General features: G+C 30.5%; 25 protein-coding genes. 17 read left to right on the forward strand and 8 right to left on the reverse strand.

The window, feature by feature from the left end:
• Positions 1-4 precede the first annotated feature (4 nt).
• The 7 genes from CD035_RS03205 (at position 5) to CD035_RS03230 (ending at position 3,903) form a co-directional block, all read left to right on the forward strand.
• Complete coding sequence (locus CD035_RS03205) at positions 5-280, forward strand: phage holin (RefSeq protein WP_174435714.1); 276 nt, start codon at positions 5-7, stop codon at positions 278-280.
• Between the two features lie 57 nt (positions 281-337).
• Positions 338-1,192, forward strand: a complete 855-nt coding sequence (locus tag CD035_RS14075) for an N-acetylmuramoyl-L-alanine amidase (protein WP_080964685.1) — start codon at positions 338-340, stop codon at positions 1,190-1,192.
• A gap of 339 nt (positions 1,193-1,531) precedes the next feature.
• Entirely contained in the window at positions 1,532-1,951 is a 420-nt protein-coding gene (fosB, locus tag CD035_RS03215; protein ID WP_048542057.1) for a FosB/FosD family fosfomycin resistance bacillithiol transferase, read from the forward strand.
• Between the two features lie 11 nt (positions 1,952-1,962).
• Positions 1,963-2,409, forward strand: a complete 447-nt coding sequence (locus CD035_RS03220; RefSeq protein ID WP_048542059.1) for a GNAT family N-acetyltransferase — start codon at positions 1,963-1,965, stop codon at positions 2,407-2,409.
• Positions 2,410-2,700: 291 nt separating this feature from the next.
• Positions 2,701-2,826, forward strand: coding sequence for a hypothetical protein (locus CD035_RS14205; protein WP_255209538.1), 126 nt, complete (start codon positions 2,701-2,703; stop codon positions 2,824-2,826).
• A 158-nt stretch (positions 2,827-2,984) separates the two neighbouring features.
• Complete coding sequence (locus CD035_RS03225) at positions 2,985-3,182, forward strand: hypothetical protein (protein ID WP_048542061.1); 198 nt, start codon at positions 2,985-2,987, stop codon at positions 3,180-3,182.
• Complete coding sequence (locus tag CD035_RS03230) at positions 3,172-3,903, forward strand: phospholipase D-like domain-containing protein (RefSeq protein WP_048542063.1); 732 nt, start codon at positions 3,172-3,174, stop codon at positions 3,901-3,903. The genes CD035_RS03225 and CD035_RS03230 overlap by 11 nt, the downstream gene beginning before the upstream one ends.
• Before the next feature lie 137 nt (positions 3,904-4,040).
• On the opposite strand, the gene CD035_RS03235 is transcribed toward CD035_RS03230, so the two are convergent.
• From CD035_RS03235 to CD035_RS14230, 4 genes are all read right to left on the reverse strand, one after another.
• Positions 4,041-4,826: a hypothetical protein gene (locus CD035_RS03235; RefSeq protein WP_048542064.1), complete on the reverse strand. Its 786-nt coding sequence runs from the start codon at positions 4,824-4,826 to the stop codon at positions 4,041-4,043.
• Between the two features lie 89 nt (positions 4,827-4,915).
• Positions 4,916-5,326, reverse strand: coding sequence for a YolD-like family protein (locus CD035_RS03240; protein ID WP_048542066.1), 411 nt, complete (start codon positions 5,324-5,326; stop codon positions 4,916-4,918).
• Between the two features lie 1,043 nt (positions 5,327-6,369).
• On the reverse strand, positions 6,370-6,570 hold the full coding sequence (locus CD035_RS03245) for a hypothetical protein (protein WP_048542069.1): 201 nt from the start codon (positions 6,568-6,570) through the stop codon (positions 6,370-6,372).
• Between the two features lie 47 nt (positions 6,571-6,617).
• Positions 6,618-7,310 carry an excalibur calcium-binding domain-containing protein gene (locus tag CD035_RS14230; RefSeq protein ID WP_048542070.1) on the reverse strand — a complete coding sequence of 231 codons (693 nt, stop codon included), beginning with the start codon at positions 7,308-7,310 and terminating at the stop codon, positions 6,618-6,620.
• Between the two features lie 307 nt (positions 7,311-7,617).
• Between CD035_RS14230 and CD035_RS13805 the strand changes: the two genes are divergently transcribed.
• Positions 7,618-7,749, forward strand: coding sequence for a putative holin-like toxin (locus tag CD035_RS13805; RefSeq protein WP_080964686.1), 132 nt, complete (start codon positions 7,618-7,620; stop codon positions 7,747-7,749).
• A 160-nt stretch (positions 7,750-7,909) separates the two neighbouring features.
• On the opposite strand, the gene CD035_RS03255 is transcribed toward CD035_RS13805, so the two are convergent.
• Positions 7,910-8,395, reverse strand: a complete 486-nt coding sequence (locus tag CD035_RS03255; protein ID WP_048542072.1) for a tetratricopeptide repeat protein — start codon at positions 8,393-8,395, stop codon at positions 7,910-7,912.
• A gap of 156 nt (positions 8,396-8,551) precedes the next feature.
• On the opposite strand from CD035_RS03255, the gene CD035_RS14025 reads away from it, so the two are divergent.
• The 5 genes from CD035_RS14025 (at position 8,552) to CD035_RS03280 (ending at position 11,834) form a co-directional block, all read left to right on the forward strand.
• On the forward strand, positions 8,552-8,758 hold the full coding sequence (locus CD035_RS14025; RefSeq protein ID WP_048542074.1) for a hypothetical protein: 207 nt from the start codon (positions 8,552-8,554) through the stop codon (positions 8,756-8,758).
• A 375-nt stretch (positions 8,759-9,133) separates the two neighbouring features.
• Positions 9,134-9,601 carry a GNAT family N-acetyltransferase gene (locus tag CD035_RS03265; RefSeq protein WP_048542076.1) on the forward strand — a complete coding sequence of 156 codons (468 nt, stop codon included), beginning with the start codon at positions 9,134-9,136 and terminating at the stop codon, positions 9,599-9,601.
• A 34-nt stretch (positions 9,602-9,635) separates the two neighbouring features.
• Complete coding sequence (locus CD035_RS03270; protein ID WP_048542078.1) at positions 9,636-10,364, forward strand: alpha/beta hydrolase; 729 nt, start codon at positions 9,636-9,638, stop codon at positions 10,362-10,364.
• A 108-nt stretch (positions 10,365-10,472) separates the two neighbouring features.
• A complete protein-coding gene (locus CD035_RS03275; RefSeq protein WP_048542079.1) occupies positions 10,473-11,045 on the forward strand; it encodes a LysE family translocator in 573 nt (190 codons plus the stop codon).
• 15 nt (positions 11,046-11,060) lie between these two features.
• Positions 11,061-11,834, forward strand: a complete 774-nt coding sequence (locus CD035_RS03280; protein WP_048542081.1) for an AraC family transcriptional regulator — start codon at positions 11,061-11,063, stop codon at positions 11,832-11,834.
• Positions 11,835-11,882: 48 nt separating this feature from the next.
• On the opposite strand, the gene CD035_RS03285 is transcribed toward CD035_RS03280, so the two are convergent.
• Complete coding sequence (locus CD035_RS03285; RefSeq protein ID WP_048542084.1) at positions 11,883-12,821, reverse strand: 1,4-dihydroxy-2-naphthoate polyprenyltransferase; 939 nt, start codon at positions 12,819-12,821, stop codon at positions 11,883-11,885.
• Positions 12,822-13,026: 205 nt separating this feature from the next.
• Here CD035_RS03285 and CD035_RS03290 point away from each other — a divergent pair, with 205 nt between their 5' ends.
• From CD035_RS03290 to menB, 4 genes are read left to right on the forward strand one after another with little or no spacing between them, the layout of a single operon-like run.
• Positions 13,027-14,361, forward strand: a complete 1,335-nt coding sequence (locus tag CD035_RS03290; RefSeq protein WP_229412500.1) for an isochorismate synthase — start codon at positions 13,027-13,029, stop codon at positions 14,359-14,361.
• 2 nt (positions 14,362-14,363) lie between these two features.
• The gene (menD, locus tag CD035_RS03295) at positions 14,364-16,043 is read left to right on the forward strand and encodes a 2-succinyl-5-enolpyruvyl-6-hydroxy-3-cyclohexene-1-carboxylic-acid synthase (RefSeq protein ID WP_048542089.1); all 1,680 of its coding nucleotides are present in this window, start codon (positions 14,364-14,366) and stop codon (positions 16,041-16,043) included.
• Entirely contained in the window at positions 16,024-16,845 is an 822-nt protein-coding gene (gene menH / locus CD035_RS03300) for a 2-succinyl-6-hydroxy-2,4-cyclohexadiene-1-carboxylate synthase (RefSeq protein WP_048542090.1), read from the forward strand. The genes menD and menH overlap by 20 nt, the downstream gene beginning before the upstream one ends.
• Positions 16,818-17,639, forward strand: a complete 822-nt coding sequence (gene menB, locus CD035_RS03305) for a 1,4-dihydroxy-2-naphthoyl-CoA synthase (protein WP_171992079.1) — start codon at positions 16,818-16,820, stop codon at positions 17,637-17,639. The genes menH and menB overlap by 28 nt, the downstream gene beginning before the upstream one ends.
• Positions 17,640-17,703: 64 nt before the next feature.
• Here menB and CD035_RS03310 read toward each other — a convergent pair whose 3' ends face one another.
• Complete coding sequence (locus CD035_RS03310; RefSeq protein ID WP_048542094.1) at positions 17,704-19,302, reverse strand: M20/M25/M40 family metallo-hydrolase; 1,599 nt, start codon at positions 19,300-19,302, stop codon at positions 17,704-17,706.
• Between the two features lie 15 nt (positions 19,303-19,317).
• Entirely contained in the window at positions 19,318-20,475 is a 1,158-nt protein-coding gene (locus CD035_RS03315; RefSeq protein ID WP_048542096.1) for an aminotransferase class I/II-fold pyridoxal phosphate-dependent enzyme, read from the reverse strand.
• Positions 20,476-20,601: the final 126 nt, after the last annotated feature.

Consider the following 20,601-nt stretch of genomic DNA (forward strand, 5'->3'; position numbering starts at 1 on the left):
AAATATGAATATTAATTTTAAAGTGAGAAAAAACAATCCGTACTTTTGGATACAAATCGCATTATCAGTGTTAGTACCAATTGGTGCATATTTTGGTATTCAAGCGCAAGATATTACAACATGGTCAATGGTTGGGTATGTCATAGTCAAAACCGTATCTAATCCATATGTAATATTTACAGTACTAGTATCTGTATTTAATGCATTGATTGACCCGACAACAGACGGCTTTACGGATAGTAAAAAAGCCATGACCTATACAAACCCTAAGAAGGATTAACAAATACGTTAGTCCTTTTTATTTTGAGTTACTTTATTTAGAAAAGGAGAATTTAGGATGAAAGATATATATTCAAGACACATTGAAGGTAGTAAATTAACAGGTAAAAAAGCGAGTATAGCAGGTATTGTTATTCACAATGATTATGGTTCGATGACACCTTCTCAATATTTAGCGTGGTTATATTCAAGAGAAAGTAACGGCACATATGTGAATGGATGGGCGAGTGTTTATGTCAATAGGCATGAAGTGTTATGGTATCACCCGACAAATTATGTAGAGTGGCATTGTGGTCATGGATGGGCTAATAGTAATTTGATTGGTTTTGAAGTGTGTGAAAGTTATCAAGGTCATATTTCTGATCAAACATTTTTAGAAAATGAAGAAGCTACTTTGAAGGTAGCAGCGGCTGTAATGAAATCTTATGATCTACCTGTTAATCGTAGTACAGTTCGTTTACACAATGAATTCTTTAGTACATCGTGCCCTCATCGTTCATGGGAATTACATGTTGGTAAAGGAGCTCCTTATACGGCTGATAATCAAAATAAATTGAAAGATTATTTCATTTCTCGCATTAAACATTATTATAACGGTGGTAAAGTAGTAAAAACGACTTGGCAATGTTCTGGTATAGCAACAGCTAAAAAAGGTGTATCACCAATTGGTGCAAAGAGAAAGCCAGGACTAAATGAACCGGTATTAGCACCTTCAAATAATATTTTGGCAGGTCAATATATCGATGTCTTCTCTGTAACTAAAAAGGATGGTTATTGGTGGGCAGAATTTGAATATCCAACGAATCCAAAAGCAGGGCGTTTTTACTGTGCATTGGGTCCTATCACTGATAAGGAAGGAAAGTTACTTAAAGAAAAGAAATTGTGGTTTGACTTGAAAATCGCGATTAAATAAATATATAATCATGATTAGTGAAACGTAACTAACCAAGCCCTACAGAGTATTGTTTATTTACATAACTTTGTAGGGCTATTTTTTATTTTCTACTTTAAGCACTTTATTTTTTACTAAAACCGAAATTTGGAATATTACTTAAAGACATCGTGTTAGAATTAGAATAGTAAAAGGTAGTCTCAACAGCTATTTTTACTATTCCGATATATCATTATCCCATGACCCTATCTAGCGGAAACTAGGTAGGGTGTTTTTTGTGTTATAATATTTAATAAGATTCAAAGTAAATCGTGGATTTAAATCAACTATTTCAAAGTTCTAAAATACAGGAGGACTATAATGATAAAATCTATCAATCATATATGTTATTCCGTTAGTAATTTAAATGATTCCATATATTTTTATAAAGACATTTTATGCGGTGACTTATTGCTAAGTGGGGAAACAACTGCATATTTTGATATTGGAGGTTTATGGGTGGCTTTAAATGAAGAAAAAGACATTCCTCGAAATGAAATTCAGTATTCATACACACATACAGCGTTTACTATAGATGAAAGTGAATATAATAGTTGGTATCAATGGCTCAAGAAAAATAACGTGAATATATTAGAAGGACGTACTAGAGATGTAAGAGATAAGCAATCAATTTACTTTATTGATCCTGACGGACATAAGTTAGAGTTACACACTGGAACACTAGAAAATAGAATGAATTATTATAAAGATACGAAACCACATATGTTATTTTACAAATAAGTAGGTGCTTTATGACAATATATACAAGATTATTTGAAGAAAGAGATTTTAAACAAATCGATGATTTATTGCAATTATATAATGAGTTGGGGTATCCAACGACACGTAAAGAACTTATTCATCGATTAACTAAGATTAATAATCACAAAGATTATTATATAATATTACTGTTTGAAGATGAGAATATTATTGGTTTTAGTGGTTTGTGTAAGATGATGTTCTATGAAAATAGTGGAGAATACATGCGTATATTGGCTTTTGTTATCAATTCAAATTTTAGAAATAATGGGTTGGGTTCATTATTGTTAAAAGAATCCGAAAGATTGGCTGATAAGTTAAACTGTAAATCAATGACATTGAATAGTGGAATTAGATCAGATAGAGAAAATGCACATAAGTTTTATATATCTAATGGCTTTGAATGTAAGTCTTATGGATTTTCAAAAAATATTCTATAATCAATTCAGATTTGGTTATTTCTCCCGATTTAATCGAATTGTAAAGAAAGTTTCTATCACGCCTCACATTAGTCGGGTGTTTTTATTCGTTTTAATATCAATAGTGTAGTCTTACTATATACAAGCACTTTTTAGTGCTAGTGTTTCTTAATATAACTTCCAATGCTTGCCCTGTCACTTTGTGTGATGGGGTTATTTTTTATGAAAAAATTTAAAAATAATTTGATTATTCACTTGTAAAAAGGACAATTGTCCTTTATAATAAGAAGTGTAGTAAGGAGGTGGCAAAAAGTGAACCGTTTAGAACGGAAAGAAAAAGAAGCAACGATTGCAGAAACCAAAAGCAGAACCTTCCGAAATTACTGCTTAGGCGTAGCATCCATTGCTTCACTACTAAAATATTGGTTGGGGATTTAATCCCCTTCCACCTTATTATATATCGAGGTGATAAAAATGACAAATCTAACAAAAATAAGAATTAGAACATTTTTAAATTATGCAATTGGTTTAAGTGCTATAGCTATAGCTATATATTTATTGTTCAAATAAACTAATAAACGGTTCACTGCAAAATTATGATTATAGAATCAGTTAAAAAACTAATGGAATCAGAAATAAGTGCAACAGAAATAGAAAAGGCTACTGGTGTAGATGCTTCTTCTATTAGACGCATACGCAGAGGAGAAAGAAAGATAGAGAATTTAAGCTTTGAAAAAGGTGTTAAGTTATATGAATACGCTACTAAAAAAGGAGATAAGATAGTTGAATATTGAAGAAAGAATAATTGAAACAGCGAGAAAATATTGTGAGAAATCATTAGAATTTTCTGAGAAAGAAAAGGCGGAGATAGTTCAAGTTTTACGCTACTCCTCTTTGATTCTAAAGAATAGAAAAGGGAATTATAAAACAGAACAATATGATTTAACTTTTAAATATCCTATTTTCCTTTTAGAACTTTTTGAAATGCATGAGGAAGAAATAAAACAATTAATAAGACATGTGTGTAATGGAGAGTTTGATGGTAATTTAAATTTATATTGCGCTCCAAAACTTATCACAGAAAGATATTTTAGAGAAGAAAGTGTACACGATATATACTATGATAATATACAAAAGAACATAATTCAGGCTATTAGAGAAAGTAAGTATTGCATTTGGTGTATGGTTGCCTGGATTAATAATGATGAAATAAAAAAAGAAATTATTAGGAAATCAAAAGACGGAATAGATGTAAAAATATTAGTTAGCGATAAAAGTACCAATAATTTAAATGATTTGAAAGAACATTGTGATGTAAAAATTGTTAAAAATCATAAAGGGGAGTATGCAATGCTTCATAATAAAATTTCTATAATTGATTTTTCATTAATTGTAGGAGGATCTGCGAATTATACAAATAATGCTAATTTAAATGATGAAAATATAAGAGTTGACGTTGATAAAAAACTTGTATCTAAGTCAGCGAATGAGTTTTTAGAAATATGGTCAAGATAATTATATCACTTTCATGTTAAAGAATTAAAAAGCCACCCGTATTTTTGGGGTGGCAATTTTTATGTTATCTTCACAATAAATAGATTATATGAGTAGTAGTTAAACATTCAAAGTCATTCAGGCAATTGGAATAAACACTAATCTTCAAGATTATCCTTAGCCGTTTTCAATTCTGTTATTAATGATTTAATTTCTTCTTTTTGGGTTTTTATTACTTTGTTTAGCCATTCTTCATTTACTTTTTTCGTAGGTTCTTTTGGTTTTTGACCAAGAGTGCTTGCTTCTAATCTGGCGTTAGACACCATTGTTATTAATTTTACATCAAACATTTTAATACTTTTTATTAATTTATTTAAAGTCCTCAATTTTTTATTAATTTTTTCTAGTGAATTTAAGTCTAAATTTTGGTGTTGGCTACTTAAATTTTGTTTAATTTCTTTTATGTAATTTTCTATTGTTTCTTGAATAAATGGATCATTTAGATATTTATATGTTTCTATGATTGTAAAGACGTCTTCAAATTCTGTTTCTATTGTTTCAACACCAGGGAATGGAGGTTTTATATCTTTAAAAATTATTTGATATTTGAATTCTGTATTATCAAAATTGACTTGTATTTTCTCGCTGTATTCTATTTCATATATGTTGTTTATTATTTCTGATATATCCTCTCGATATTTTTCTGTTATGAGATCAATTAAATATAAAGTTTTCTTGTTTTTAATTATTTGATCATTTTTTTCTTTTACCGAGTTGTCTCTTATGCTTTTGAAAGTGTATAAGAATGCTCCTACTGTGGCAGCTGCAGCCATAAAGTCGATAAAAATTTTTATAATTTCGATAAAATTAGCAGTTATGAAGTTAAAAAATATGTTGCATAGATTATATTTAGATATAAAAAAATAGATAATTAATTTATTCATTTTATCTCCTTTTTTGTTAAACGAGCGAAACAAGTTTATTCTTGTTTTGATAGTATATTCCTCACCGTCAATAAGTGTTTATCATCATATTACTCTATCTCCACAATACAATCCATACTTAGTAACACTTTCTCACCATTCTCCAATACCTCTAACTTGTTACGTTCACTATCAAACTTATTAATCTCACATTCAATCGTTTTATAATAACCATTATCCCAATACTTAATAGTTGCTGGTGGATCATAAAATAATTTCTGCGCCAACACATCGTTCAAATCACGTAAGGCTAATTCATCTAAGATAGGCTTATCTACTTTGTTTTGATCTTCGATAAAACCATTAATAGTCTCATATTGTTGTGGCATAGTTGCAAATGGCGCCCACTTAATCATCTTACGTCCTTCTGGAATATAACTGTTTAAATATTTTTTAGGTATCTTGCGATAATCTGTTTCATACTTATAAGGCTCAGGAATACCAGGGTTAATGATTTTCAACTTAAACACCTCTCGTATAATTAGTAGTTTTACTATACGAACAAGTGTTCCTTTTTGTAAAGAGAAGATAAAATATGATGTGTCAAATGTGTGTCAAAATAATCCAGTTTATTATGTTTTTATCTGAAAGTATAAGCGCCAAAAACCTTATAATATTAGGCTTTCTGGTATCATCAGAAAGTATATTAAAGGACTCCATCTCCGCTCAGATTAATTAGTCACGTATAGTGAAAAGAAAAAACCTTGATAACTCAAGGTTTTTTCTTTTTTTATAGGCGAATTTAATATTTTGGTCACAATGTGACTATATATGAATATCCAAAAGCTCACCTAAATGAAATAGGTGGGCTTTTTTAGTTTGTGATCGTGATTGATGTTCATCGTAAAGTTTAACCTAATATTTGATATTTTTCTGCATTGTTGTATGTAAATCATTAGCGGAAGTTCAGTAGGTCAAAATCTGTTGGTACGATTGCTAGAGAAGTAATAGTAGGTAAGTGGTGAAACGGTCAAACACGTATTGATAAACTTAAAAAGACTAGTTACAATCCTAGTGCCGTTAAGAAAGAAGTAAATAGGTTATTAAGTTAAACTAAAAGTAATATAAATACTTTAACTATAACTTGGTTACCAAACCAACGTACATTATAAAATCCTATCTAGTATTTTTACTAGGTAGGAATATTTTTCATATCATTAGATAGTATCTAGTATTAGTAGTAAGTATTACTACATGCATATTTTTGTTTTTTTTATTGCTTGTTCAATTTTTTAAATTCATTTTCATAATTTTTAAAGGTATTTTTCATAGACTTATCTCCTTATGTCAGTTACTAAATGATGTAATAGCAAAAATATATTTTTCATTCATTCTAATTGAGCTTTATGTATATAAGTATGTTTATTTAATCTTTGTAATGTTCAAAAGTTAACAAAATGGATAAAATATAACCCCACATGCGTGGGGCTAAATAATGATTAAATTTTAATAATAGTTTTATCAAGTATTCGATGAAATTTAAGTGGAGAGTATTATTGATATTCTATTTAAAGAAACTCCAAAAACTCTTAGTAGATTTTTTATATATTTTATTATTTATAGCTTTCTTAGGAGACATAACATATCCAGAACCCTTAGTTCCATATGTGGGATTAATAGAACTTTTGACTTTTCTTTTAACTGATCCAGTAGTTTTTGATTTAAAAACTTTTTTAACACTTGGTTTTCGAACACCGAATTTCATTCTTATACCTCCCTGTATTTAGCATTTTAAATTAATACGTCAATAAGTTAATCTCTTTCGCATGCGAATCCATCATGATCTCTATCTAAATTACCATTATATGCTGGATGACCGGCAGGTACACCATTTGGATATACTTGTCTTAGGCTGCTACAATTTCCGAAATGCTGTGTTTGTGGAGCTGTATTATTACTTTGAACTTCTGGCTGTGACTCTGTTTGTTGAGGTGCTTCAATAGTATTAGATTGCTCACTAGAGACATTTTTTTCCTTTTCATTTGTACTATCTTTATTTTCTTCAGTAGATGCTCCTGCTACAATATTATCTTTATTTTGTTCATTTTTGTTTGAAGTTTTTGATGAATCTATTTCTTGAGATTTTTCATCATTTTTATTAGTTTTAGTTTCTTTTTTGTCTTTAGCAATTTTTTCATTTAGCTCATCGATTTTCTTCTTTAGTTTTTTATTTTCTGATTTAACATCTTTAAGTTGCTCTTTTAATTCTTTATCCACAGGATTAGTTTTATAAACTGTTTTAGGTTCATTATCTGATATTAAGTGAGTAAAAAAGAAAATCAAACAGAGTGAAGTAATAACGACTCTTACCCAAAAATTCCATTTTTTTAATCCCCACATTAAAGCTAATCCCAACGGATTAATTATAATTAATGTTAATACTATAAACCAACTTCGTTCATACCAAGTACCATTGTTATTAAGATTATTTAAAGTGTTTTTCAAATTACATATCTCCAATCTTTAGATGTAGTTTTCATAGGCGTTAGAATTAAATAAAGATAAATAAAAACTAATGATTTAAGTAATCTTCTTTAGAGAAAATTTTTAAAGAATGTGATAGAGCAATATTTAATTGTATGTATATATAATAGTACGACTTGGCATATTTTGTCTATAATGTATATAACAAATACTGGGAATTTGGTATAATATAACAGAGCAAGTTGGATAGATGGTGGCCAATCTTAGTATAAAGTGAGGTGATGCTTATGAAAGTATCAACAAAATCTTTAGAAAGGAGTTGGCCGTAGTGGTCCCGATTAGCGAAGCGCTAAACTTAATGTTTAGTTTCGGTAGTTTTATCGTACTATTATTAGATTTAGTAATCGCAATGGTTAAATTAAGCCAAAAAAATAAACCATCTCTTACAACTTTAGACTAGTTTGAGAAGGTTTATTTGCATTAAATTAGTCACCGTCTTTAAAACGGGCTCATAGGACAACGTGTTACAGCACGTTGTCCTTTTTTCAATTGGATTATAACATAATTTGGTAGAATTTGTCTATTTTGTAGTCGGATTATTACGTGTGACTTTCTCTATTTCAGTTGAATATTTTATCTAGATTTTCATTGTAAAATTTCAAAGCATTTTTATATTCGTGAATCTCAGTATTTTCAACATTTGTTAGCAATGTATCAATTAATAGAGAAACAGACTTCTGATTATTATTCATATTATATTGTGTAATAGCAAGGAATATTTTTAATACAGGGCTGTCATCAAATTTCGTTAATCCTTCATTTAAAATATGCTCAGCTTCTTTGTATTTGCCAATACTTCTATAAGTGCTTCCTAAACCTATATAAGCATCTTTTAGATATATTAGCTCTAAATTGTTATTAATAGATTTATGATAATAATGAATAGCCTCGTGTTCTAATCCTAAATTATCAAGACACCATGCCATTTGATAGTTGTAATATGCATTGTTAGGATCTTTACTTAATATATCTTCCATTTTTTCTTTTGCTTTTATATATTCTTTCTTTGATCTTAATTCGATAACTTCGTCTATCGTATTCTTCATCATAACCCCTCCAATAAGATAATAACACACTATATATTTAAGCTTAGCCATATACCTTATTATATCCAATTTATGTAAAATGTATTTACAAATTACAACTAAAAATTATAATGAATAAAAGAGCTAATTTTCGTTTTATAGAAAGGGGAAGAAAAGTTGAAAAGAAAAATAAATAAAACGGGAATTGTAGTATGTCTTATTTACTGTTTTGTTATGTATTTTATATTAAGTATGTATGATCAGCACATTGGCAACCATGACAATAATACACGCTATGTATTATTACCAATAGGTGTAGTAATAATAAAAATTATTTTTGAATATATCATTAAGAAAGATATTTTTGATAAAGAACAAAAGTAAAAAAATAAACCATCTCTTACAACTTTAGACTAAAGAGAGATGATTTATTAAATCATTAAAACTTGGTCACCGTCTTTAAAACGGGCTCATCGGACAACGTGCAGCAACACGTTGTCCTTTTTCAAAGAATTTATAACACAATTTGTCAATATTTGTCTATTGTGAAAAATTAATGATTAAGGGGGGTGTTTGATATGAAAGCAAGTATAAGTATTCGTAAGACTACGAAGAAGGAGAAGATTGAATCACTTGTTGCTGTGAGTATTTTAATTTTGGGGATTACGTTTATTAAGTGGTTAAACAAATAATTGCATTTTTGTTTCTAATTTTTAGAAGTGTATAATGAACCTAAATATAGAGATTGGTGGGGATTATATGACTGTTGAATTAAAATTAATGGAAATGCAGGACTTTAATGATTTTTATGAGGTTTCTTTGAAAGAATTTGCTGATGAACAAGTGAAAAGTGGTTCTTGGTCTGTTGAAGAAGCGGATGATAGAGGTAGAGCATATTTTAAGAAACTTCTACCTGATGGTTTACATACGGAAGGTCATAAAATTTTTAATATCTTTAATGAAGGGGATAAGGTTGGTATTTTATGGCTACATGTGTTCGAGAAAGATCATGTATTAAAAAGTTTTATTTATGATATTAAAATTAACGAATTTGATAGAGGTAAAGGTTTAGGTAAAATGACGATGCAAGCTTTAGATGAGTATTGCAAGGAACATGACATTAAAAGTATTCGACTCCATGTTTTCGGTCATAATCAAATTGCATATGAGTTATATAAAAAAATGGGATTTGAAACGACAAACTATTATATGGAAAAAGCGTTATAATAGTGATATCGAAATTGAAATCGGAGTGATTTGATTGTTGAAATTGAAAGAATCTCAAAATGTATTTTTTAAAGGTGGAGATGAAGCGGTTATATTATTGCATTCATTTACAGGTACAGTAAGAGATGTAAAAGCTTTAGCAGAGTTTCTAAACGAAGCGGGATACACTTGCTATATTCCAGCTTATAAAGGGCATGGATTAAGTTTAGAAGGTTTATTAGCCTATACAACAAATGATTGGTGGAAGCAAGTACAAGAGAGTTATCACTATTTAAAGGATAGTGGATATGAAAGCATTCATGTGCTCGGTGTTTCATTAGGTGCTCTTATGTCTTTAAAACTTGTCGAAACATTTGATGTGAAGAAATGTATAGCAATGTCTACACCTCATAATAGAACAAATAAAGATATTAAAAGAAGACTCTATCATTATGGAGAAAGAATTAATCAGATCCAAGGTTTAGATGAAGAAGAAAGCAAACGCCAACTTGCACTCATTGATGATTATGATGAAGGTGCACATATATTTACATCATTTATAGAGGATATTATGAATCATTTAGACGCAGTAAAAATACCTATCTCTATAAAGTATGGAGAATTAGATCAAACATTTTATCAAGATAGTGCGGAAAGAATATATCATGATATAGCATCAGAACATAAAGAATTAACAGCTTATAAAAATGCAACACATTTAATGACAAGAAGTGAAGATAAAGAACAAATTGAAAAAGATATACTTGAGTTCTTAAAAAAATAAGATCATGCCAACAAAATGTTGGCGTGGTCTTATTTTTATGTGAATGCAATTTTGTACTATATCAATTTTGACATTATTGAGAGAATACAAAGATACTGGAGGGATTCGATGAGTACATTATCATTTTTATTTTACTGTTTTATAATTACTTTCACACCTGGACCTACAAATATCGTAATATTAACAACAACTCAAAATTACGGTACTAAAAAAGCTTTGCAGTATACGTACGGTTCAACGGTAGCATTCTTTTTAATTTTGTTGTTATCTGCAATATTTAATACAGTACTCGTAAACATAATGCCGAATATTATATTTACGATGAAAATAATTGGAACGATTTATATGTTATATTTGTCATATCAGATTTTAAATGCTTCTAAATCACATAATGATACAAATTACGGTAACTTTACTTCTGGGTTTGTCATGCAATTTCTAAATCCTAAAGTTGTCTTATTCTGTTTAACGGTCTTACCAAGCTTTGTTTTAAAAGCAGACTCTACTTTTAACGATGTGTTTCTTAATGTAACTATAATAACGATTATTGGGTTTTTAGCATTTGCGTCTTGGCTTTTATTCGGCACAGTTCTGAAAAAATTTATAGATCAACATTTGAAAGTTTTTAATGTCATTATGTCAATGGCACTTGTTATGGCGACATTATTAATTTGGTTATAGATAAGGAGGGATTATATGGATAATTTTTTGTATAAAAAGCGTATAGGTGTTACAGCATTATTAGCTCAAATGAGCGAGTTTAAATATAAAAAACATGCGCATAAAGAATATGCACTTGGTGTTACGTTAGATGGTATACAACACTATACTTTAGATGGTGACCAATATTTATCATATCCTAATAATGTTATGTTCTTTAATCCAGAACAAATTCATGATGGTAGTTCTTTTGACAAGAAAGACCTTAAATACACAATGATTTATTTAGAGAGAGAACATATTCTTGGAAATGATAACATACCGCAAAATGTAATTTTCAATAAACCTATATCAAATGATCAAAATTTAAAAAACAAAATTATCCATCTCTCTAATGCCATTTTAACGAATCAAGAAGATGCTTATGTATTAGAACAATTGCTGCAAGTTAATGATGCTTTGTTGAATAATGATATAAATGTAGCGCCTAAAGATAACAGGCTCATAAACATGGCGAAGAATATTATAGAGAGCCACTTGTTTGATACATTAAATGTAGAAATGATCAGTCTAGAATTAAATATGACTCAATATCAATTTATTCGCTATTTTAAAAAGTATACTGGTTTTACACCTTATCAATATTATTTGAATAGAAAGGTAGAGCAAGCTAAATTAAATTTAGAAATAACTAAAGATATTTATGCTGCTGTAACAAATTGTGGATTTGTAGATTTATCGCATTTAAATAAAAATTTCAAGAAAATATATGGAATTACAGCTTTTGAATATTTAAACCAACTTATATAAATCAAAAAAGAGGCTGGACATTGTCCAAGCCTCTTTTTTGATGGTGTTTTATAATCCACCTAATAAACCACTAATATATACACCAAGTGCTAATAACAATCCGAAGATCGTGTTCGCTTTACCTGTAGCTGCCATTGCTGGCATCATAGTTTGTGGTGTGTCATTTTTATTGAATCGACGTACGGCTTTGATTGGGAATGGTGCAGATATTAAGACAAGCAACCATAATAGAGAGCCGTATGGTTTAAATAATGCTAAGTAAATAACAAAGACATATGCGAAAATATAAAGAATTGCCATAGTCATGATAGATAGTCTTTTACCGACTAAAATCGCGTAAGTCTTTCTACCACTTTGTTTGTCTTTTTCGCGGTCTCTAATGTTATTTGCCAAGTTGATAAGTCCGATTGTAATAGAAACAGGGATACTTAATAATGCTGGATAAAAACTTAAAGTACCTGTTTGTATATAGAATGAAATCATGACAATTACAAATCCCATGAAGAATCCAGCGAATATTTCACCGAATGGCGTCCATGAAATAGGGATTGGTCCACCTGTATAAAAATAACCGATTGCCATACAAACTAATCCTATTGGTATTAATAGCCATGTACTTTGTATGCATATGTAAATACCTAATATGACAGCTATAACATAGAATGCTATTGCTAAATTATAAACGGATTTAGGAGACATACCATTTCTTACAATTGCGCCTCCGATACCGACAGAAGTATGGTCATCTAATCCTCTCTTATAATCAAAGTATTCATTAAACATATTAGTTGCTGCTTGTATTAAAATACTTGCGAGTAACATTGCTAATACGACTGAAATTTTAATGGATGCTTCAGCGCCTGTTAAAAAAATCTTTGATGAAGCGGTACCCAATAGGACAGGAACAAATGATGCTGTAAGTGTATGTGGTCTCATCAAATGATAATATTTTTTCAAGCCTGAATGCTGTGATAAATTTTGTGACATGTATTTACCTCTTAAATTTATATTTTTGACAGTATTAGTATATGCTTTCGCTATCAATTGGTCAATCACTGTAATTGTGTAAAATTTTAATTTATATTCTGTATTTAAAGTACAATATTAACGCATGTTGACTTAAAAAATGATAAAATGAGTAGATAGATATTTTTCGGAAAGAAGTGGAAGTGAAATGGCCTTGAGGACGGATTTGAAGCAACAGATAATTTCTGAAATCGATGGAAATAAAAATTATATTTCAGTTGAAATTGAGCTTCAATATCAACCAGATTTAATCCATTTATTAAGGGAAGAAATCAATTATACAGGACAACATTTTTATTACAAATCTAAGGATTCTAAATTAGAAATGTGTGGAATTGGATATTTATTAGAAGCTAGGTATTCACATCTAGAACATGATGATATATATGAATACTGGCAAAATATTAAAGAACAATTAAATACAATTAAGTTACATGAAGAAAAGCACCATCTAAAGTTCTTTGGTGGCTTTCAATTTTCAGAGCATTCATTAACGAATGAATGGAAAGATTACGGGATGAGTCATTTTGTATTGCCTAAATATTTGGTGACAAAAGAAAATGGTCATTATTATCTTACTTATACGGATCATGGTAACAAATTCGATATCGATAATATTCACGAAGTTATAAGTATTTTAGAAACAGAAAATGAAAAAATCGAATCGAGTGAACCTGTAGTAGTGGATAATAAAGATATTCAAAGTGAAGAATGGAAAGCATTAGTTACTAAAGTTGTTTCACAAATGAATGAATCTGTAGCCCTACAAAAAGTCGTACTATCTCGAAGAAGACAAATCGAATTTGAAAATCATGTTAATGTTGAAGATGCATTACAAAGATCATTAGATTCTAATGAATCAAGCTATTTATTGCTATTTGAATCAGGTAATTCCCAATTTATTTCACAAACACCTGAACAACTTTGCCAAATAGAAGATGGTAAACTATATACAAATGCAATTGCTGGTACGATTTTAAGAACAGAAGATGAATCAAAGAATGATGAATTAAAAGATGAACTTCTAAATGATTCTAAAAATCAATTTGAACATCGTTATGTAGTGGATAGTATCATTCATGACATTCAATCATTTACGAAACACATTGAATACGATAAAAAGCCAACCATACTCACAAACAAACATTTATATCATTTATATACGAAAATACAAGCAGATTTACTATCTGAAAATGTATTAGAAATTGTTAATCAATTGCATCCGACGCCAGCATTAGGAGGATTTCCTAAAGTTGAAGCTATAAAATTTATAGAACATGAAGAGTTCGGAACAAGAGGGTTTTACGGTGCACCATTAGGTTATATAGATTTAGAAAATAATGGTGAATTTGTTGTATCTATTCGTTCTATGTTAGTGAATAATCATACTGCAACATTATATTCAGGTTGTGGTATTGTAAAAGATTCTGAAGCAATATCTGAGTTTGAAGAAACAGACTTAAAATTTAAACCAATGTTGAAAGCACTAGGAGTGATGTAGAATTGAGTACACATATTGAAAGTCTCACTAAACAAGTATTTACATTTGTTTCTAAATTATATGAATATGGTGTCGATGATGTTGTTATTAGTCCTGGATCAAGATCTACACCATTAGCGATAGCTTGTGAACGACATCCACATTTAAAAACATGGGTTCATCCAGATGAAAGAAGCGCAGCATTTTTTGCACTTGGCATAATCAAAGCAAGTCAAAAGCCTGTCGCAATTATCTGTACTTCAGGAACAGCAGCATCTAATTATATGCCAGCTGTATCTGAAGCATTTATTAGTCGATTACCACTTGTCGTTGTTACAAGTGATAGACCACATGAATTACGTAATGTTGGTGCACCTCAAGCAATCAATCAAGTGAATATGTTCCAAAACTTCACGAAGTTTCAATTTGATATGCCTATAGCTGATGACTCAGAAGGTACATTAAATGCAATTAATATGAATATGATTAAAGCTGAGAAACATTTTGTTGGTCCACAAAGAGGACCTGTACATTTTAATTTTCCATTTAGAGAACCATTAATCCCTAATGTGAAATTAAGAAGATATTTGTCCTCTAAAAGAAAATTAGAAACAAAATATCAAAAATCGATTGATTTTACGAGTATTCAAACATATATCGAAAAACCAAGAGGTGTCGTTATTGTAGGAGATACACAAGGTCAGGATTTATCTCAAATATTAACTTATTCAGCTATTCATAATATTCCTATATTAGCTGATCCATTAAGTAATTTGAGAAAATTAAATCATCCAAATGTGATTTCTACTTATGATGCACTTTTCAAAGGCGGATTAAGTATAGAACCGCAATTTATCATCAGAGTGGGGCAACCAGTCGTTTCTAAACATTTAAACAATTGGTTAAAAGAAGTTAAATGTCCACAAATTCTTGTGCAAAATAATGATACACCTGATGCCTATCCTAAAGTACCAACGATTTCAGTGGAACTAAGTCCAAATGATTTCTTCAGACAAGCTCAAGATGTAACACCCACACAAAACAAGAATTGGTTAGAAAAATGGATAACAATGGATAAAGAAGCGAGTGCATTGATTGAAAAATATATCGATGAAGAAACAGATGAAGGTGCTGCAGTAGGTAGTTTATTGAAAAAAATGACTTCTAAAGATACTGTATTTGTTGGTAATAGTATGCCGATAAGAGATGTCGATACATTTAATTTAAACTCAAAAGCTGAAATAGCAGCTAATAGAGGTGCGAATGGTATTGATGGTGTCGTGTCGACTGCACTTGGCATGTCTGTATATAAAAAAGTTACACTTATCATAGGTGATGTTTCATTCTTTCATGATATGAATGGCTTGATTATGAGTAAACTTCATGATTTAGATATTACAATTGTATGCTTAAACAATAATGGTGGTGGCATCTTCAATTACTTAGCACCTAAAGAAGAAGCACCTGAACATTTTGAGAAATTATTCGGTACACCACTTGATTTAGATTTTCAACATGTTGCGCATCTATATGAGTTAGGTTACGAAAAATTCGAAAGTGTTTCTGATTATAAAAAACAAACATTACCGCAATTCGGTTCTTATTTATACGAAATTCTAACGAATAGAGAAGAAAATACCGCAACACATAGACAACTCTTTGAACAAATGAAAGGTATTCAATATGTTAAATCACCACGTTAAGTCATATGATGAACAAAAACCGTCTATTATTTTGTTACATGGCTTCATCAGTGATCATACATCATTTCATATAGTTGAGAGTACCTTGAGAAACAAAGGCTTAAATGTAATAACCATTGATTTACCTGGACATGGACATGATAAATCAAGTTATGATGAAATATGGTCAATGGATTTTATTGTCTCAAAGATTAAAGAAGTCATTGATTATTTAGAACTTGATAAGATTTATTTGCATGGATATTCTATGGGTGGACGTGTTGCGTTAAGCTTTGCAGTGCAATACTCAGAGTTATTAAGCGGCTTGATCTTAGAAAGTGCTAGTCCTGGACTTAAAGATTCATCAGATAAACAGAATAGAATTGAAGTCGATTATAACAGAGCAACGCGCATTCAAGAAATTGGATTACAACAGTTTGTCGAGGAATGGTCTAAACTACCATTATTTAATAGTCAGTCTATACTTTCTACTGGAGAAAGAGAACGTATTAAACAGATGAGACTTTCTCAAAATCCTAATGGGTTAAGTAAAGCACTTAAAGATTATGGTACAGGTTCACAACCATCCAATTGGCATCATTTGAATACAATGAATGTACCAACTTGTATTATCGTCGGTCAAAAAGATGAAAAGTTTATTCAAATAGGTAAACAAATGAACGAAAGTATAAAAAATAGTAAATTTTATATTGTTAATGATGCTGGGCACACAATTCATGTGGAACAACCCTCAAAATTTGATACAATAATAATAGAATTTATTTTAGGAGGCAAATTATGTCAAGACAATGGGAAACTATAAAAGAATATAAAGAAATTAAATATGAATTTTTCGAAGGTATTGCTAAAATTACAATCAACCGTCCAGAAGTACGTAATGCATTCACACCTTTAACAGTTCAAGAAATGATCGATGCTTTCTCTAGAGCTAGAGATGATGAGAGAGTAGGTTCTATCATCTTAACTGGTGAAGGCGACTTAGCATTCTGTTCAGGTGGAGACCAATCTGTTCGTGGACATGGTGGTTACGTTGGCGATGACCAAATTCCAAGATTAAATGTACTAGATTTACAACGTCTTATCCGTGTTATTCCTAAACCCGTAGTAGCTATGGTTAGAGGATATGCTATTGGTGGTGGACACGTACTACATATCGTATGTGACTTAACAATTGCCGCTGAAAATGCAAGATTCGGTCAAACTGGACCTAAAGTAGGTTCATTCGATGCTGGTTATGGTTCAGGATATTTAGCAAGAATTGTTGGACATAAAAAAGCACGTGAAATTTGGTTCTTATGTCGCCAATACGATGCAAAAGAAGCTATTGATATGGGTCTTGTAAATACAGTTGTACCATTAGATAAAATAGAAGATGAAACTGTTCAATGGTGTAAAGAAATGATGCAACATTCACCAACTGCATTACGTTTCTTAAAAGCTGCTATGAACGCTGACACTGATGGATTAGCTGGTTTACAACAATTCGCTGGTGATGCAACATTATTATATTACACTTCAGACGAAGCAAAAGAAGGAAGAGACGCTTTCAAAGAAAAACGTCAACCAGACTTCGATCAATTTCCTAAGTTTCCTTAATATTGATACAAATAAAAACAAGAGGTTGAGACATTTCATAATGTCTCAACCTCTCTTTTTTTCGTTATAATAAATGCTTTCTTATGACTTGCTCAATAATTGCAGGTATTTCTTCAAACGCACTTTTCATATTGATGCGTTCTGTTACTTGATGAGCATCTTTACCGATAGGTCCAATATTAATAACTGGTGCACTTATTTCTTGTATATCTTTAAATGGTATAAAGTATGATTGATTAAACACAGGTGTTTGTTCAATATAACTTTCAAATCCTAAATCGTCTTGTCTATATTTTGCGTAACTCAGATCACTAATGCCATTAAAGAAATATTGTCTTTTTGAAACTCTATCAAACTGACTTAAAGATGTATCACTAACAGTTTGAACAATTTCATCAATAAATGCATCTTCAGAAGAGTGCGCAGCTGGATAATAAGGTGGCGCAAAAAATGTTACGACACTTGGTCCTAAACCTTTCAACATATGCATAAAACGATCTGTAATTTCTATAGATTGTGCTCTTTCATCATGAATTTCATGAACCGTTTGTTCAATAATTTGATTGATTTTACTTTTACCATATTCTTCTATTGCGCGTGCTTTTAATTCTTTGAAGGTTAAGAGGTTAATTGATAATGTTTTATGAAAACCCTCGGATTTTAATGTTTCTTGATATGCTTTTTCACAATTGTGAATGGCATCTTTAACTACATCGTTAAAAATTTTAAAAGCTTGTTCTGCATTTCTGTTAAATAAAAATACATTATATAATGAAACAGTTCTAAATGGTGTTTGAACGTCATAATGATCTTTAATATCTCTACTCATGAGAGAAACTGGAAGCGGCGTCGTTTCATCTTTGTATGTTTCCTTAAACAAAGTACAGTATTCCATTTTGCTATTAATAAAACTTTGTATGAAATTCGAACTAATACCATTCAATGGTTGTCCAACATGTGTTTCTTTACCATAGCATAATACTGAAGGCATAATTTTGCCTATTGTCCCTGAATATACATAATGATTTGGGTCATTTTCTGCTTGTGAAAAAGTAGGTTCACTGTTTAAATGTAAAGCTATATCTAAATGATCTTCCTTACGAATTTGATTGAGCTTTTGAACGGCTACATGCATACCTTTAGACTCAACTTCTTCATCAGGTACTGAAACAACGATTATGTTAATATCCCATGATTCTTGGATTGCTTTTTCTATCATAGACATATGTATCATAAGACCTGGTTTCATATCCATTGAACCACGTCCAAATAAATAATTGTGCGTTTGGATATCTTTTTTAGCATCAGGCGTTAAGTATTTCATATCTTGTCTAAATATTTCTGTGATTTTATCCATATCGAAAGCATCATCTTTATATTCGCTATAATCATCGATACCAACAGTATCAAAATGACTTATACAAACGAGCGTTTTTTTAGATTGTGGTGCTTTGTAATATGCAAGAACTGCATGGCGACCATCCCCGGTCGGTTGCAGCATAACTTGATGAGCATTACGCTTAAAATAATCTAACTTTAAGTATTGATCTCTTAAAAAGTAAGGAAAAGTCTTTTCTCCTTCTGAATGTGTTATAGATTGATGTCTGACTAAACTTTTAAGTAAATGACTTCTATCTTCAAACGTTTGCCATAATAAATCCATTGTGTTCCAGCCCCTTTAAAATAGTTCTTGAATCATTCTTTCTAATCTATTCAGTCCTTCTTCGAGTGCTTCTAAATTATAAGCATATGAAATTCTAATATAGCCCTTACCAATATGGGTGAAAGCTGAACCTGGTACAATCGCGACATGGTAATCTTCAAGTGCCTTCATACAGAATTCATAATCATCCATTCCGAAATGTGAAATTTGTGGAAAGATGTAAAATGCACCTTGAGGTTTTTCATTTAATTTAAAGCCTATGTCAATCAATCGCTTGTATACATAATCTCTACGTTCTATATATGCTTTATTCATTTCCATAGGCGAATCAATTGCATTTGTTAGTGCTTCAATTGCAGCGTATTGGCTCGGCACATTCGCACAAATACAATTATAAGCATGTACAAAGGTTAATTGTTTCATAACATATTGTGGTCCTAATAAGAATCCGATTCTTAGACCAGTCATTGAATGTGATTTACTCAAACCACCTAGTAAAATACATTGATCTTTGATTGCGTCATACGAAGCGAAAGATGTATGAGTCTGATTAAATGTATTCTCTGCATATATCTCATCGCTGACAACATAAATAGGGTAGTCTTTAAATGTATCAACAAGTGCTTCTACTTCATGTTGATTCAACGTAATTCCAGTAGGGTTATTAGGATAATTCAGCAAGATAGCTTTTGTTTTATCAGTTATATGAGATTTAACTAATTTAGGCGTTATTTTGAGGCCAGTTTGGGTAGTATCTATGTATATAGGTTTAGCACCTAACAATTCAATAAGTGGGACATACCCAGCATATACTGGTGAAGGAATTAATACTTCATCGCCATGTTCAAGAATACCTCTTAATGTTGTGTCTAACGCTTCGCTTGCACCATTTGTGATAAGGATTTCATCTGTTTCAAATGAAGCATTAAAGCGATTTTTATAATATTGTGCAACGATTTTTCTCAATTCTGGTAACCCAGCATTATGAGAATAAGATGTAAAGTTATGATCAATTGCTTGTTTCATTGCATCTTTAACACTTGTTGGTACAGGAAAATCGGGTTGACCAACTGTTAAGTTAATCACATCATCAATTTCAGGTATACGGTTAGATATCGCTCTAATTCCAGACACTTGAAGTTGAGATGCAAATTTATTTAATGGTAATTGCATTTTTTTCACCTCTTCAAAACGATAGTTTAATTATAACTTTAAAAAGCATACAAATAAATGAATATAGCAAAAATTTAGAAAACGTATTACAATAAGGGAAACATTACAATAATAGGGGATGTTTAT

The sequence above is a fragment of the Mammaliicoccus sciuri genome (genome assembly GCF_002901825.1).
GTDB classification, from domain to species: Bacteria; Bacillota; Bacilli; order Staphylococcales; family Staphylococcaceae; genus Mammaliicoccus; species Mammaliicoccus sciuri.

Bases quoted from the DNA above. Each gene is read 5' to 3' on its own strand.
- CD035_RS03315 (WP_048542096.1), bottom strand. From the start codon at position 20,475: ATGCAATTACCATTAAATAAATTTGCATCTCAACTTCAAGTGTCTGGA.
- CD035_RS03280 (WP_048542081.1), top strand. From the start codon at position 11,061: ATGGATAATTTTTTGTATAAAAAGCGTATAGGTGTTACAGCATTATTA.
- CD035_RS03285 (WP_048542084.1), bottom strand. From the start codon at position 12,821: ATGTCACAAAATTTATCACAGCATTCAGGCTTGAAAAAATATTATCAT.
- CD035_RS03235 (WP_048542064.1), bottom strand. From the start codon at position 4,826: ATGAATAAATTAATTATCTATTTTTTTATATCTAAATATAATCTATGC.
- CD035_RS03205 (WP_174435714.1), top strand. From the start codon at position 5: ATGAATATTAATTTTAAAGTGAGAAAAAACAATCCGTACTTTTGGATA.
- menH (WP_048542090.1), top strand. From the start codon at position 16,024: ATGTTAAATCACCACGTTAAGTCATATGATGAACAAAAACCGTCTATT.
- CD035_RS03245 (WP_048542069.1), bottom strand. From the start codon at position 6,570: ATGAAATTCGGTGTTCGAAAACCAAGTGTTAAAAAAGTTTTTAAATCA.
- CD035_RS03225 (WP_048542061.1), top strand. From the start codon at position 2,985: ATGATTATAGAATCAGTTAAAAAACTAATGGAATCAGAAATAAGTGCA.
- CD035_RS03265 (WP_048542076.1), top strand. From the start codon at position 9,134: ATGACTGTTGAATTAAAATTAATGGAAATGCAGGACTTTAATGATTTT.
- CD035_RS03220 (WP_048542059.1), top strand. From the start codon at position 1,963: ATGACAATATATACAAGATTATTTGAAGAAAGAGATTTTAAACAAATC.
- CD035_RS03275 (WP_048542079.1), top strand. From the start codon at position 10,473: ATGAGTACATTATCATTTTTATTTTACTGTTTTATAATTACTTTCACA.
- CD035_RS14075 (WP_080964685.1), top strand. From the start codon at position 338: ATGAAAGATATATATTCAAGACACATTGAAGGTAGTAAATTAACAGGT.
- CD035_RS03310 (WP_048542094.1), bottom strand. From the start codon at position 19,302: ATGGATTTATTATGGCAAACGTTTGAAGATAGAAGTCATTTACTTAAA.
- fosB (WP_048542057.1), top strand. From the start codon at position 1,532: ATGATAAAATCTATCAATCATATATGTTATTCCGTTAGTAATTTAAAT.
- CD035_RS03255 (WP_048542072.1), bottom strand. From the start codon at position 8,395: ATGAAGAATACGATAGACGAAGTTATCGAATTAAGATCAAAGAAAGAA.